We start from the raw sequence: 13298 nt of genomic DNA on the forward strand, positions 1-13298 counted from the left end.
ATCGACGGCTCATAATGTTGATTCTTTTAGTCGGCTTTATCAACCCCTGCAAGCAGTCATTGGGGTCAGCATAGGTGAGACGGCCCCAGCCAATGGTGCGAAGTTCATCCAAGAAGGTATGAAACTGACACTGAAATTAATCTGAGTAAAAGAATCGGGTTTACAAAGCCCAGCATTTTAGTCAGAAATATTCTCGAACCCCAGCCACCCTGTATGGATCAAGGCAGCCCGGACCCTGAGCAATGAGAGGAATGGTGATGACATATCCAACACCCTTGCGTCCTGCGTCCGACGACCGCCCCGCACAACCCTGCACCCAGGACATGGCCGCGGCGTCCTGGCCGGATTTGCTGCAACTCGCATCAGAGACCGTCGACCCGGATACCGCCCTGGTCGAACAACTCCGGCGCCGGACGGAGGCGCAACAATGAACAGTTCTGCCTCCACGCCCAAGATGATCGACATCAATGCCTTGACCGAAACGCCCGGTTACGACGTGCGGTCGCTCACCAATGGCGGCGATCAGGCCCTGCTGGTTCTGGATGGCCAGGTCTATTCCCTGCGCATCACCCGCGCCGGCAAGCTGATCCTGACAAAATGAGCCAGCATTTCGTCCCTTCCCGCGGCGCGGCACCGGTTGGCCAGATGCAGGAACTGCCGCCCGTCGAACGCATCGCGATCCTGTTTCTCAGGGCCTGGTGCGATGGCGGCACTGAAAAGGCCCAAATGGCTGCGGATTTCCGGCGCGTGCTCGGCCCCGAGGAGGGCGACCTTCGCTACGAGGATTTCAACACCTTGCTGCGGATGCTGCTGCGCTGCGGCCGGTGCCCGCTGATGCGGCACGGGCTGAGTTGCCAGTGTTTCGGCGGCCATGAAAGTGCCTTTGCCCAGATGATAACCGCCGCCGCGAGGCAGGATCGCGAAGACGCGCTGTTGTTTGCCACGACACTGCTATCGGGCGGTGCCGCTTGGCATGCGGTGCAATTGGCCGGCAACCTGGGTCCGGTCCTGCTGCAAATCGCGCGAGCCATGCCGACTGACACCGCCGACACGACCACGCAACCCCGCCGACATCTGCACTAACGGAGCGCTCCAAATGAAATGTCTCACCCTGCCAGTCCTGGCGGCCTCAGCCCTGACAAGCCTACCGGCCTTTGCCGCAAGCAAGGCCGAGGTGCTCGACACCTATGCCAACATTGCTGAGGCAGCCTATGGGGACAGCCTCGCAACCGCCCGCACCTTGCAGAGCGCCGTTGACGCCCTGATCACCAATCCGTCAGCCGACACACTCGATGCCGCGCGCGCTGCATGGCGTGCCGCGCGTGTGCCCTATCAGCAGACCGAAGCCTTCAGGTTCGGCAATGCCATCGTTGATGACTGGGAGGGCAAGGTGAACGCGTGGCCGCTGGACGAAGGCCTGATCGACTATGTCGACCCGTCCTATGGCGGTGCGACCGACGAAAATGCCTATGCTGGGCTGAACGTCATCGCCAACCCCACCTTTACCCTGTCGGGCGAAGAGATCGACGCCACCGACATCACCCCCGAACTTCTCGAAACCACGCTGCACGAGGCGGATGAGGTCGAGGCAAATGTCGCCACCGGCTATCACGCCATCGAATTCCTGCTCTGGGGCCAGGATCTCAACGGCACCGCGGCGGGTGCCGGCAACCGGCTCTGGACGGATTATGCCACCGGCGACGACTGTACCAACCAAAATTGCGACCGCCGCGCCGACTATCTCAAGGCGGCGACCGATCTGCTGGTCAGCGATCTGGAATGGATGACGGCGCAATGGGGCACCGATGGCGAAGGGCGCATTACACTGGCGGCGGATCATGACGCCGGCATCAAGGCGATCCTGACCGGCATGGGCAGCCTCAGCTACGGCGAACTGGCGGGCGAGCGGATGAAGCTTGGCCTGATGCTGAACGACCCCGAAGAAGAGCACGATTGCTTTTCCGACAACACCCATATGAGCCACTATTACGACGGTCTCGGCATTCGCAACGTTTATGTCGGCGAATACACCCGCGTCGATGGCGGCGTCGTGTCGGGCCCCTCGATCTCTGATCTCGTATCCAAGATCGACGGCACGGTTGACACCGAGTTGCGCGAGAGCCTGGACGATACATCGAGCGAACTCGGCCTGCTGCGCACAGCCGCCGAATCCGGGTTCAGCTATGACATGATGCTTGAGCGCGGCAATACCGAAGGCGAAGCGATCGTCATGGCCGTCGTGGACGCACTGGTGGCCCAAACGCGGTCGATCGAGCGGGCGGTGACAACGTTGAACCTTGACCAGATCGGATTTGAAGGGTCTGATAGCCTCGATAACCCAGATGCCGTTTTTGAATAGTTTTGGTTTTAGGGGTCAACGACATGATTATCTGTCATTGCAACTCGATTTCCGATCATGACATCCGCAGCGCCGTGGACTGGATGCGCGCGTCGGACCCGGACACCATCATCACGCCCGGCAAGATTTACCGCGCACTTGGCAAGCGCGCGGATTGCGGGGGGTGCCTTCCAGTGTTTCTTGACACCATGAAGTCCTGTGACACAATCGGAGTCCCAATGGAATTGCGCGGACTTGCCGCGCATCGGCACAAGGACATCTCCGATGAAAGGCGACAAAAAGGTAATCGAGTATCTTAACAAGGCACTGCGCAGCGAGTTGACAGCGGTCAGCCAATACTGGCTGCACTATCGCCTGCAGGAAGATTGGGGATTTGGCCGTATTGCCGACAAGTCGCGCGAGGAAAGCATCGAAGAGATGCACCACGCGGACAAATTGATCGAGCGGATCATTTTTCTCGAAGGCCATCCGAACCTGCAAAAGCTCGACTCCTTGCGGATCGGTGAGAACCTGAAGGAGACGCTCGAAGCGGATCTCGCCGCCGAGCATGAAGCGCGCTCCCTCTATATCGAGGCGCGCGACCACTGCGAAAGCGTGTCCGACTATGTGAGCAAGGGACTGTTCGAAGAGCTGATTGCAGATGAAGAAGGCCATATCGACTATCTCGAAACCCAACTGGGACTGTATCAGTCCCTGGGCGAACAGGGCTATGCCCTGCTCAACGCCAAGCCGGCGGACGAGGCCGAAGAGTAGGGCCGGTCGGAGTGATCCAGCGTATCCGGAACTCGGGCCGCAAAATACCAGCAGTGAAGAGGCATCAACAGGTGATGCCTCTCTGACACAGGGGCGGCCCGCGCTCCCAGCCAAGACCGAGACATCATGACCACGATACCGGATATTGCGCGGCCACTTGCCGCATTTGTCCTTGTTTTCGCCAGCACAGCGTCCTTTGCCGCTCCGCGCCTGGAGCCGACAGAGCCCAATCTTGACATCGTGCCCCGTACTGAGGCCGAGGCCGCTCGTGTTGCCAGGGTCACGGCCGCGCCTGTGGGTTTCGATGCGGCCGAACCGTTTGAGGCACGTCCCGCCGGGGCCGCCACCGTGCGGGCGCGCAGCGACAGCAATGCGTTTTCACAGCCCTCGGCCAATATCAGCTTTGAGCGCGAGCTGGAGTTCAAGGTGGGCAATGGTCTCTTTCGCAAACTCTGGGTTTCGTCCCCGTCCTCGACACAGGGGTCTGACGGACTTGGCCCGCTCTACAATGCCCGGTCCTGTCAGCGCTGCCACCTCAAGGACGGGCGCGGTCATCCTCCAAATGGACCCGACGACGAAGCGGTGTCGATGTTCCTGCGCATCTCGGTCCCTGCCGCGCCGAATGACGCCATGTCCCAGATCGAGACCTATCTGACGGACATCGGCGATGATGCGCCCCGCACTCGTCCCGATCCGGTCTATGGCGGGCAAATGCAGGATTTCGGCGTCGCCGGCCACCCGGCGGAATACCGGCTCGACATCACCTATGATGAAATCAAGGTGCCGCTGTCGGACGGCGAAGTGGCCTCGTTACGCGCGCCGACCTATGGTGCGGCCAATCTTGGCTATGGCCCGCTTGGAGACGGCGCAATGCTCAGCCCACGCGTCGCACCGCAAATGCTTGGCCTTGGATTGCTCGAAGCGATCCCTGCCGCAGATATCCTCACCGCCGCCGATCCCGATGATGCGGATGGCGACGGAATTTCCGGTAAGGCCCAGATCGTCTGGTCAGACGAATTCGACCAACCAATGCTTGGTCGTTTTGGCTGGAAAGCTGGCGCGCCAACCGTCAAACATCAGTCCGCCGCCGCCTTTGCCGGGGATATCGGCATTTCCAGCCCGCTGTTTGCCGCTCCCGCCGGAGACTGCACAGAGGCGCAGTCCGATTGCCTGGTCGCGCCACATGGGGATGGCGACGAGCGGATCACTGAAATCGACACCGAAGGGCTCGACCTCGTCACGTTCTACTCGCGCAACCTCGCGGTCCCGGCCCGTCGGGACGAAGGTGATCCACAGGTGCTGCGCGGAAAGGAACAGTTCTTTGCCGCCGGTTGCGCCGCCTGCCACACGCCGAAATTCGTCACCCATCGCCTGATCGATCAGCCAGAACAGAGCTTTCAACTGATCTGGCCCCATACGGACCTGTTGCTGCACGACATGGGCGACGGGCTGGCTGACAACCGCCCCGAAGGCCGCGCCAACGGTCGCGAATGGCGCACCGCGCCGCTCTGGGGAATAGGGATGACCGAAACGGTCAGCGGCCACACCTATTTCCTGCATGATGGGCGTGCCCGCTCCCTGCTCGAAGCGATTCTCTGGCATGGCGGCGAAGCACAAGCCGCCCGTGACACGGTGATCAACATGCCCAAACCGGATCGTGACGCGCTGATCCGCTATCTGGAAAGCCTGTGATGCGCCTTGCTCTTGCCTTTGCCCTGCTCGCCGCCCCTGTTCTCGCTGGAACAAACGAGGCGATTGAGGCCCATATCCTGCCCGGTGCCGCCGCCTTCGCAACCACCTCTGCCGATCTGGCAAGTGTCGCCAACGCCGATTGCCGTGCAGAGGCGTTGCGCGCACCGTGGAATGCCACGTTCGACGCCTGGCTCGGCATCAGCCATCTGACCTTTGGCCCGATTGAAGAGAATGGCCGCACGCTGGCCATCGCCTTCTGGCCCGATACACGCGGCCTGGTGCAGAAAACTGTGGCGCGCCTCATCGCTGACCAAGACCCGGTGGTCGACGAACCGGAGGGGTTCGCGCAGGTCTCGGTCGCCGGGCGCGGACTCTTTGCGCTGGAACGGCTGCTCTACGATCCCGCTCTTGCCGACTATGGCGAGGACGATTACAATTGCGCTCTGGCCCGCGCCATCGCCACCGACCTGGCCCGGATGGGCGCCGCCATAGACACCGAGTGGCGGCAGGACCATGCGGCCCGCCTGAAAACAGCGGGCGAAGCGCACAACCAAACCTATCTCAGCCCGGATGAAGCAGCACAAACTCTCTATACCGCGCTGATGACCGGGCTGGAGTTCACCGCCGATCAGCGGCTTGGCCGTCCCATGGGCAGTTTTGATCGCCCTCGTCCCAACCGGGCCGAGGCGCACCGATCCGGCCGCTCCCTGCGCAACGTGACCCTCTCTCTCACCGCACTGCAGGATTTCGCACACGCATTGTCAGACACACCGACCCCGCACACCGATGTGGCCTTTGCTGAGGCATTGCAGGCCGCCCAACGCCCCGGTCCGATCCTCGCCGATGTGTCCACCGTTCAGGGCCGCATCCGCGTCGAGGCCGTGCAACAGCGGGTGCGCGCGATCCGCGATGCGGTCGAACAGGAAATCGGCAGCGCGCTTGGGGTCAGTGCCGGTTTCAACTCGGCCGACGGAGATTAGGCGATGCAGAACCGCCGCCGCTTTCTGACCACAGCGCTCGCGGCGGCGACCCTGCCAAGGCTCGGCTGGGCCGATGCCGGCGCCCCGAGTTTCCTTGCCGCCGCCCGCGAGCCGGATGGCGCCTTTGCGCTCTTTGGCCTGTCACGCACCGCGACGCCGATCTTTCGCATCCCCCTGCCCGGACGGGGCCATGCCGCAGCCGCCCATCCTCTTGCCCCCGAGGCAGTGGCCTTTGCCCGCAGGCCCGGCCACTTCGCGCTGGTCATCGATTGTGCGCAGGGCCAGATCACCCATCATCTCAGCGCACCGGATGGGCGGCATTTTTACGGCCACGGCGCGTTCATCGCCGACGGCGACATCCTCTGTACCACCGAGAACGAGATCGACACCGGCGCGGGCCGCATTGGTCTCTGGTCGCGCCGCGAGGAATATCGGCGCATCGGCGAATTTTCTTCTGGCGGTATCGGCCCGCACGACATCCTGCGGCTCGACGGCGATGTACTGGCGATCGCCAACGGCGGTATCCGGACGCATCCCGCGCATGGCCGCGACAAGCTCAACCTCGAAACCATGCGCCCAAATTTCAGCTATCTCAGCGCCAACGGAGAAATACTCGAACAGGTCGAGCTCACCCCCGACCTGCGCCACGATTCGATCCGCCACCTTGCGGCCTCGGCTGACGGAACGCTGGCTTTTGCGATGCAATGGCAGCGTGATGTCGCCGACCCGGTGCCGCTTCTGGGGCTGCACAAGCGAGGCAATCCGGTCATCCTTGCCCATGCCGATCTTGCAGAGGCCATCGCCATGCAGGGCTATGCCGGCAGCATCGCCATTGACGGCACCCGCATCGCCATCACCTCACCCCGGGGCGGACGCGTTCAAATCTATGATCGCTCTGGCAACCTTCAGGCCGTTCAGCGTCGCGCCGATGCATGTGGTATCGCCCCGTGCGCCGACGGCGGCTTTGTCGTGACCGACGGGCTTGGCGGCACATGGTCGTTGACCGGCAACCGGCTACAAGCCAGCAGTAAATCCGACCTGGCATGGGACAATCACCTGATCGCAATCGGTTAGCCGACTTTACCCGCCATCCGGCTGATAAACTCGGCACAGTCCTGTGGCGCGGTCAGCGGGATCATGTGCCCGCGCCCTTCCAGCATTTCGAACTCCAGACCATGCGCCTGCATCGTATGCCCGTGCACCGCCGGGGACAGGATCACATCCGACGCGCCAAAAAGGATGCCGCCGGGAACACGCAACTCATCCTCATACCGCGCGGATTGCGTCTTGCCGACGTCTCGCAACGCCACAACATCCGATGACGCCGTCACAAAGGCCTCGGGGCGCAGCCCCAATGCTCCACCTGCGCCGATCATGAAATCCTCGCTTGGGGTTTCGGGATGGTACACGATCCCCAGCACCCGGTCCTTGGTTGCCGCCGCCATAGGCACGGCAATGGTTGCGCCGATCAGACGCCGAACCGCAGGCGATTTGACCAGCAGCCCCTTGAATACTTCGGGCACGACATCTTCATGCTGCGTCGCCGGGCACAGCAGCGCCAGCGCCCCAACCCGGTCAGGCCTGTCCATCGCCATCGCAAGCGAGACCGCACCACCCAGCGAATGCCCCACCAGAACCGGGCGTTCGACCCCCAGACGATCCAGCGCTTCGCCAATCATGCGCCCTTGTTCCGAAGGGGCCGCCAGCGCATCCGACTCACGGGTCGAATATCCACATCCGGGTCGGTCGACAACGATCACGCGAAACCTCTGGGCCAGCAGCCCCGCAAGCGCATAGGTGAAATGCTGCAACTGCCCGCTCAGCCCGTGGATCATCACCAGTGTCTGCGCGTCCTTCGGCCCGAGATCGACATAGTGAATGGTCCCGCCCGCAACCGGCACGATCTCGCCAGCCTGCGGCACCAAGTGCACGGCCTCCGCCGCCACCCTGCGCGTGCGATAGATCGACAGCGCCAGCAAGGCAACAATGGCCAGAAGCAGGACAGACAGGATGGTTGTGATCATTGGACAAGCTCCAGCGCGTTGCGTTTCACGGCAACCTAGCCCTGATTGCAGGGCCTGTCTGCCATCGAAATCGCGTTCAGATCAAACCGCACCAATCGCGCCGGGCCATTCCGCCATCCGACACGAACTAGACCGCTGCCTTGCGGCTTTCCTCCAGATAGATTTCGCGCAGTCGCACCGCGACCGGCCCCGGCTTGCCGCCGCCCAGTTCCGCGCCGTCAATCTCGACCACCGGCATCACAAAGGTACTCGCCGAAGTGATGAAGGCCTCGTCCGCTTCCTGCGCCTCGGTCACGGTGAAATTGCGTTCCTCGACCTGCATCTGAGCCTCTGCGGCAAAGCGCAGAACCGCCGCGCGCGTGATCCCATGCAAGATGTCATGCGAACGCTCTCGGGTGATGATCTTGCCGCCCTTGACGATATAGGCGTTGTTGCTGGTGCCTTCGGTCACGAACCCGTCCTGCACCAACCAGGCATCGTCAACGCCCGCTTTCTTGGCCATCATCTTGCCCATGCTCGGATACAGTAGCTGCACGGTCTTGATGTCCCGCCGGCCCCAGCGTGCGTCATCTATGGTGATGATCTTGATGCCCTTTTTGGCGGCCGGATTATCGGCAATATTGGGTTTGTTCTGGGTGAACAAGACGATGGACGACGGCGTTTCCTCCGGGTCCGGAAAGGCGAAATCGCGGTCGGCAGGGGCGCCACGGGTGATCTGCAAATAGATCATCCCCTGATCGATCCCGTTACGCGCCACCAGTTCCCGGTGGATGGCCAGAAGCGCGTCCCGGGTAACCGGGCTGGCCATTTCCAGCTCTCCCAGCGAGCGCTCGAGCCGTGCGGCATGACCGTCGAAGTCGATCAGCTTGCCATCCAGCACGCTGGTCACCTCGTAAACGCCATCCGCCATCAGGAAACCGCGATCGAATATCGAAATTTTCGCTTCGTTTTCAGGCAGGTAGTCGCCGTTCACATATACGGTTCGCATGTCTATCCCCACAGCTCGGCGCGTGGTGGATGCACCCCGGCGCCATCATAGATCAAAGGTTCCTGCCTGTCTTCGGCCAACAGAAGCGGCCCGTCAAGGTCCGTGATCATCGCGCCCTGTGCCACCAGCACCGCCGGGGCCATCGCCAATGATGAGCCGACCATGCAACCCACCATCACCCTGTACCCTGCCGCCAACGCCTCTTTGCGCAAGCGCAGAGCCTCGGTCAGACCACCGGTCTTGTCGAGCTTGATGTTGACCACATCATACTTGCGTTTCAGACCCGCCAGGCTTTCCCGATCATGGCAGCTTTCGTCGGCACAAACCGGAACCGGGCGCTCCAGTCCCAAGAGCGCCTCATCCTGACCGGCAGGCAAGGGTTGTTCCACCAGGTCAACGCCCAGCCGCACGAGGTGCGGTGCCAGATCCGCATAGACATCAGCCGACCAGCCCTCGTTCGCATCCACGATGATCCGTGCCTCCGGCGCACCTGCACGCACCGCCTCAAGGCGCGGCATGTCATCCGGTGTCCCCAGCTTGATCTTGAGCAGTGGTCGATGCGCGTGCTTCGCCGCCTGCGCCCGCATGGCCTCAGTTGTATCCAGTGACAGGGTATAGGCGGTGATCTCAGGCTTCGGAGCGGTCAGCCCGGCCAATTCCCAAACGCGCCGCCCTGACCGCTTGGCCTCAAGATCCCACAGCGCGCAATCCACAGCGTTACGCGCGGCACCTGCAGGCAGGAGATCGTACAGCCGCTCACGATCGATTTTGCCCGGCAGGCTCTCGATCTGCTCCTGCACGCTGCTCAATGTCTCGCCATACCGCGCATAGGGCACGCACTCCCCGCGCCCCGTTGCCTTACCGTCACTGACCGCACAGGTCAAAACCTGCGCTTCGGTGCGCGAGCCCCGGCTGATCGTGAACACCTGCGCCAGGCGAAAAACATCGCGCCTCACTTCAATCTGCACGCGCCCGCTCCTTCATATTTGTCAAAATACTCCCGCCGGAGGCTACACCAGCAGCCACGCAAGACTGCTTACAGGGACGCGAGCACCTCTGCCAGCCGGTCTGCACCCTGCCGGAAAGGATCAACTGCGGGCAAGCCCATCCGCGCCTCGACCTCCGCCAGATAACCCTGCGCCTCGTCTTCACCCATTTTCTGGGTGTTCACCGAAATCCCGACGACCTGACATGCGGGGTTCGCCACCCGCGCCAGCGGCAACACCGTATCGCGCAGCGTTTCGAGCGCTGGCAACGCATATCCCGGCAGGCCTCGCATGTGCGGGCGATTGGGTTCGTGGCTCAGGATAAGCGCATCAGGCTGTCCCCCATGGATCAACGCCATGGTCACGCCGGAATAGGAGACATGAAACAGGCTCCCCTGCCCTTCGATGATGTCCCAATGCTCGTCATCGTTGTCCGGTGTCAGGTATTCGATCGACCCGGCCATGAAATCCGCGATCACGGCGTCCAGAGGCACGCCATGTCCGGTGATCAGAATGCCGGTCTGCCCGGTGGCGCGAAACGTACTCTTCATGCCCTTGCGCCGCATCGCCTCGTCCAGCGCCAGTGCAGTATACATCTTGCCCACGGAACAGTCGGTTCCCACCGCCAGCACGCGCTTGCCGGACCGTTTCACGCCATTTGCAATCGGATAGCCAACCGATGGCACCCGCACATCGTGCAGCGTGCCGCCAAAGGTTTGCGACGCTGCAACCAGATCGCCTTCATCGCGCAGCAGGTTGTGCAACCCGGAGGCCAGATCATATCCCATCTCCAGCGCGGCGATCAGCACCTCTTTCCACGCCGGGCTGATCACACCGCCCCGGTTCGCCACGCCGATAACCAGCGTCTTTGCCCCGGCTGCGCGTGCCTCTTCCAGCGTCATGTCAGTCAGGCCGACATCTGCCTCGCATCCCGCGAGTCGGATTTGGCCCACGGCGTTTTCCGGGCGCCAGTCCTTGATCCCCTGCGCCACCTTGGCGGCCAGTTGGTCGGGCGCATCTCCGAGAAATAGCAGGTATGGGGTTTCGATCATGCGGAGCGTCCTTTTTTGATGAATCACTGTTTTCGGTAGACTTCACGATCACTGCCGGGATTGTATGCGGATCTGACTTCGGGACATAAAAATATCGGGAAACAATTCTAATATTTGCGTATTATTTGCAAGAATCTACGATTCTTTGGATCAGAACATCAAGTTTCTTCGTTCGACATAAACGACCCAAGCAACGCCGAGACAGAGCAAATCCAGTGGGTTTCTGCGACTGCACAATATCGCTTGCGCGCCGCAGCGTAATTTAATACCTCCAGACGCATCAAAATCGTAATTTCCTTACCCAAGAGGCCCGATCATGAGCTTTCGTTTGCAACCCGCTGCCCCGGCCCGTCCAAACCGCTGCCAATTGTTCGGCCCGGGTTCGCGCACGGCATTGTTCGAGAAGATGGCGAGCAGCGCAGCCGATGTGATCAACCTCGATCTGGAGGACTCGGTTGCGCCCACCGACAAGGACCAGGCGCGCGCCAATGTCATCGCCGCGATTTCCGATGTGGATTGGGGCACTAAAACGCTGTCCGTGCGCATCAACGGGCTGGACACCCCGTGGTGGTATCGCGACGTCGTGGACCTGCTGGAACAGGCGGACGAGCGGCTGGACCAGATCATGATCCCCAAGGTCGGCTGCGCCGGGGATATCTATGCGGTTGACGCGCTGGTCACAGCCATCGAAGCCGCCAAGGGGCGCAGCAAGAAGATCGATTTCGAAGTGATCATCGAAAGCGCCGCCGGCATCGCGCATGTCGAGGAAATTGCCGCCGCGTCTCCACGCCTTGTCGCGATGAGCCTGGGCGCAGCGGATTTTGCGGCGTCGATGGGCATGCAAACGACCGGAATCGGCGGCACGCAGGAAAACTACTACATGATCCGCGACGGCCAGAAACACTGGTCCGATCCGTGGCACTGGGCGCATACGGCGATTGTTGCCGCCTGTCGGACGCACGGTGTCCTGCCGGTCGATGGGCCGTTCGGTGATTTTTCGGATGACGAGGGATTCCGCGCACAGGCGCGCCGTTCGGCGACGTTGGGCATGGTTGGGAAATGGGCCATTCACCCCAAGCAGATCGCCCTGGCGAACGAAGTCTTTACGCCGTCGGACGAGGCCGTCGCCGAGGCGCGCGAAATTCTTGCGGCGATGGAGCAGGCCAAGGCCAATGGCGAAGGCGCAACGGTCTACAAGGGCCGCCTTGTCGATATCGCCTCGATCAAGCAGGCCGAGGTCATCGTACACCAATCAGAAATGATTGCGGGCTGACAGGACCAGGTGTGGCGGGCAGCACAGAGTGCCCGCCGCGCGCGACGCGCCAACCTGAAGCTTGCCTAAAGCCTTAGCGCGTCTTGCGCAGGCGGATCACCACATCGACCGAAGCGATCTCGGCACCCCTGGGGGCGTCCGGCACCTGCGCGATCACCAGTTGATCCGATGGGGCATCCGTTAGGCGCCCTTCATCTTCCCAGTAGAAATGCGGATGGTCATGCGTGTTCGTGTCAAAATAGCTCTTGGAGCCATCAACGGTCACCTCTTGCAACAACCCGGCTTCGCAGAACGCCCGAAGCGTGTTGTAGACCGTCGCGAGTGAGACCGCGGCCCCGGTGGATTGCGCCGCTTCAAACAGGCTCTCTGCGGTGACATGGCGATGCTTGCCATCTCCCACAAGTAACTCTGCCAGCGCCAATCGCTGACGGGTCGGGCGCAGGCCCGCCTCGCCCAGCCATCCAGCGGCATTTCCAATCGCAGTTGGGGTCATGATCACGTCCCGCTTCTTCGCATATGGTCTATATAAGGTGTCAGCCACACAAATTTCAATTGAAATTCAGTCGCAAGTGCGACGATACCTCAGGTTTTTCAAGCACGCAGTCCCCTTGCAGGAAGTGCAAACGCGATGTTAGACGGGACACAGAATTTGTGAGGAAAGGCAGCAGCATGGCTCAATATCCCAGCAGCTTTGACAAGGAAGGATTGCTGAAATGCGCGCGTGGCGAGCTTTTTGGCCCGGGAAATGCGCAACTGCCGGAACCTCCGATGCTGATGATGGATCGGATCACCGAGGTCAGTGACGATGGCGGCAGCCGCGGCAAGGGTCACGTGATCGCCGAATTCGACATCACTCCGGATCTCTGGTTCTTCGATTGCCATTTCCCCGGAAACCCCATCATGCCCGGCTGTCTCGGGCTGGACGGGCTGTGGCAGCTGACAGGCTTCAACCTGGGATGGCGCGGCATGCTGGGCCGTGGCATGGCGATGGGCGTTGGCGAGGTCAAGCTGAAGGGCATGGTGCGCCCGGACCGCAAGATGCTGACCTATTACGTCGACATGACCCGCATCATTGACCGCAAGCTCAAACTGGGCGTTGCAGATGGACGGGTTGTCGCCGATGGAGAAGAGATTTATTCCGTTAAGGACATGAAGGTGGGTCTGGCAACCGCCGAGACCTGAACGTGCCCG

Annotated in this window: 16 protein-coding genes; 11 read left to right on the top strand and 5 right to left on the bottom strand. The window is 61.6% G+C overall.

Features of this window, described 5'->3' with window-relative positions:
- The first annotated feature begins 257 nt into the window (after window positions 1–257).
- The 9 genes from QO231_RS03450 (at window position 258) to QO231_RS03490 (ending at window position 6858) form a co-directional block, all read left to right on the top strand.
- Entirely contained in the window at window positions 258–431 is a 174-nt protein-coding gene (locus QO231_RS03450; protein ID WP_316773377.1) for a hypothetical protein, read from the top strand.
- 23 nt (window positions 432–454) lie between these two features.
- Window positions 455–601 (top strand): hemin uptake protein HemP, encoded by a 147-nt coding sequence (gene hemP / locus QO231_RS03455; RefSeq protein WP_316773851.1) that lies wholly within the window; start codon window positions 455–457, stop codon window positions 599–601.
- Window positions 598–1083 (top strand): hypothetical protein, encoded by a 486-nt coding sequence (locus QO231_RS03460; protein ID WP_316773380.1) that lies wholly within the window; start codon window positions 598–600, stop codon window positions 1081–1083. Before hemP ends, QO231_RS03460 begins: the two co-directional genes overlap by 4 nt.
- Window positions 1084–1096: 13 nt before the next feature.
- Entirely contained in the window at window positions 1097–2359 is a 1263-nt protein-coding gene (locus QO231_RS03465) for an imelysin family protein (RefSeq protein ID WP_316773381.1), read from the top strand.
- Window positions 2360–2382: 23 nt separating this feature from the next.
- A complete protein-coding gene (locus QO231_RS03470) occupies window positions 2383–2658 on the top strand; it encodes a (2Fe-2S)-binding protein (protein ID WP_316773383.1) in 276 nt (91 codons plus the stop codon).
- Window positions 2624–3112 (top strand): bacterioferritin, encoded by a 489-nt coding sequence (bfr, locus tag QO231_RS03475; protein WP_316773384.1) that lies wholly within the window; start codon window positions 2624–2626, stop codon window positions 3110–3112. The genes QO231_RS03470 and bfr overlap by 35 nt, the downstream gene beginning before the upstream one ends.
- Before the next feature lie 126 nt (window positions 3113–3238).
- Window positions 3239–4804 carry a di-heme oxidoreductase family protein gene (locus QO231_RS03480; RefSeq protein ID WP_316773386.1) on the top strand — a complete coding sequence of 522 codons (1566 nt, stop codon included), beginning with the start codon at window positions 3239–3241 and terminating at the stop codon, window positions 4802–4804.
- Window positions 4804–5784 carry an imelysin family protein gene (locus QO231_RS03485; RefSeq protein ID WP_316773388.1) on the top strand — a complete coding sequence of 327 codons (981 nt, stop codon included), beginning with the start codon at window positions 4804–4806 and terminating at the stop codon, window positions 5782–5784. Before QO231_RS03480 ends, QO231_RS03485 begins: the two co-directional genes overlap by 1 nt.
- A 3-nt stretch (window positions 5785–5787) precedes the next feature.
- Window positions 5788–6858 carry a DUF1513 domain-containing protein gene (locus tag QO231_RS03490; protein ID WP_316773389.1) on the top strand — a complete coding sequence of 357 codons (1071 nt, stop codon included), beginning with the start codon at window positions 5788–5790 and terminating at the stop codon, window positions 6856–6858.
- On the opposite strand, the gene QO231_RS03495 is transcribed toward QO231_RS03490, so the two are convergent.
- The 4 genes from QO231_RS03495 to dgcN form a co-directional block, all read right to left on the bottom strand.
- Window positions 6855–7808, bottom strand: coding sequence for an alpha/beta fold hydrolase (locus QO231_RS03495; RefSeq protein WP_316773390.1), 954 nt, complete (start codon window positions 7806–7808; stop codon window positions 6855–6857). The genes QO231_RS03490 and QO231_RS03495 overlap by 4 nt on opposite strands.
- Before the next feature lie 127 nt (window positions 7809–7935).
- Window positions 7936–8796, bottom strand: a complete 861-nt coding sequence (locus tag QO231_RS03500) for a D-amino-acid transaminase (RefSeq protein ID WP_316773393.1) — start codon at window positions 8794–8796, stop codon at window positions 7936–7938.
- 2 nt (window positions 8797–8798) lie between these two features.
- Entirely contained in the window at window positions 8799–9764 is a 966-nt protein-coding gene (gene dgcA, locus QO231_RS03505; protein WP_316773395.1) for an N-acetyl-D-Glu racemase DgcA, read from the bottom strand.
- A gap of 68 nt (window positions 9765–9832) precedes the next feature.
- Window positions 9833–10834, bottom strand: coding sequence for an N-acetyltransferase DgcN (dgcN, locus tag QO231_RS03510; RefSeq protein ID WP_316773397.1), 1002 nt, complete (start codon window positions 10832–10834; stop codon window positions 9833–9835).
- Between the two features lie 316 nt (window positions 10835–11150).
- On the opposite strand from dgcN, the gene QO231_RS03515 reads away from it, so the two are divergent.
- Window positions 11151–12107 (top strand): L-malyl-CoA/beta-methylmalyl-CoA lyase, encoded by a 957-nt coding sequence (locus QO231_RS03515; RefSeq protein ID WP_316773399.1) that lies wholly within the window; start codon window positions 11151–11153, stop codon window positions 12105–12107.
- A gap of 73 nt (window positions 12108–12180) precedes the next feature.
- On the opposite strand, the gene irrA is transcribed toward QO231_RS03515, so the two are convergent.
- Window positions 12181–12600, bottom strand: a complete 420-nt coding sequence (irrA, locus tag QO231_RS03520; RefSeq protein ID WP_316773401.1) for an iron response transcriptional regulator IrrA — start codon at window positions 12598–12600, stop codon at window positions 12181–12183.
- Between the two features lie 176 nt (window positions 12601–12776).
- Between irrA and fabA the strand changes: the two genes are divergently transcribed.
- Entirely contained in the window at window positions 12777–13289 is a 513-nt protein-coding gene (fabA, locus tag QO231_RS03525) for a bifunctional 3-hydroxydecanoyl-ACP dehydratase/trans-2-decenoyl-ACP isomerase (protein WP_316773404.1), read from the top strand.
- Window positions 13290–13298 lie beyond the last annotated feature (9 nt).

It is taken from the genome of Sedimentitalea todarodis (genome assembly GCF_032595355.1).
Taxonomy (GTDB): domain Bacteria; phylum Pseudomonadota; class Alphaproteobacteria; order Rhodobacterales; family Rhodobacteraceae; genus Sedimentitalea; species Sedimentitalea todarodis.

Excerpts from the sequence above, each read along its gene's own strand:
- QO231_RS03515 (WP_316773399.1), top strand. The coding sequence starts at position 11,151 with ATGAGCTTTCGTTTGCAACCCGCTGCCCCGGCCCGTCCAAACCGCTGC.
- dgcN (WP_316773397.1), bottom strand. The coding sequence starts at position 10,834 with ATGATCGAAACCCCATACCTGCTATTTCTCGGAGATGCGCCCGACCAA.
- QO231_RS03470 (WP_316773383.1), top strand. The coding sequence starts at position 2,383 with ATGATTATCTGTCATTGCAACTCGATTTCCGATCATGACATCCGCAGC.
- QO231_RS03495 (WP_316773390.1), bottom strand. The coding sequence starts at position 7,808 with ATGATCACAACCATCCTGTCTGTCCTGCTTCTGGCCATTGTTGCCTTG.
- hemP (WP_316773851.1), top strand. The coding sequence starts at position 455 with ATGATCGACATCAATGCCTTGACCGAAACGCCCGGTTACGACGTGCGG.
- QO231_RS03460 (WP_316773380.1), top strand. The coding sequence starts at position 598 with ATGAGCCAGCATTTCGTCCCTTCCCGCGGCGCGGCACCGGTTGGCCAG.
- QO231_RS03490 (WP_316773389.1), top strand. The coding sequence starts at position 5,788 with ATGCAGAACCGCCGCCGCTTTCTGACCACAGCGCTCGCGGCGGCGACC.
- QO231_RS03485 (WP_316773388.1), top strand. The coding sequence starts at position 4,804 with ATGCGCCTTGCTCTTGCCTTTGCCCTGCTCGCCGCCCCTGTTCTCGCT.
- irrA (WP_316773401.1), bottom strand. The coding sequence starts at position 12,600 with ATGACCCCAACTGCGATTGGAAATGCCGCTGGATGGCTGGGCGAGGCG.
- fabA (WP_316773404.1), top strand. The coding sequence starts at position 12,777 with ATGGCTCAATATCCCAGCAGCTTTGACAAGGAAGGATTGCTGAAATGC.
- bfr (WP_316773384.1), top strand. The coding sequence starts at position 2,624 with ATGAAAGGCGACAAAAAGGTAATCGAGTATCTTAACAAGGCACTGCGC.
- QO231_RS03450 (WP_316773377.1), top strand. The coding sequence starts at position 258 with ATGACATATCCAACACCCTTGCGTCCTGCGTCCGACGACCGCCCCGCA.
- QO231_RS03465 (WP_316773381.1), top strand. The coding sequence starts at position 1,097 with ATGAAATGTCTCACCCTGCCAGTCCTGGCGGCCTCAGCCCTGACAAGC.
- QO231_RS03500 (WP_316773393.1), bottom strand. The coding sequence starts at position 8,796 with ATGCGAACCGTATATGTGAACGGCGACTACCTGCCTGAAAACGAAGCG.
- QO231_RS03480 (WP_316773386.1), top strand. The coding sequence starts at position 3,239 with ATGACCACGATACCGGATATTGCGCGGCCACTTGCCGCATTTGTCCTT.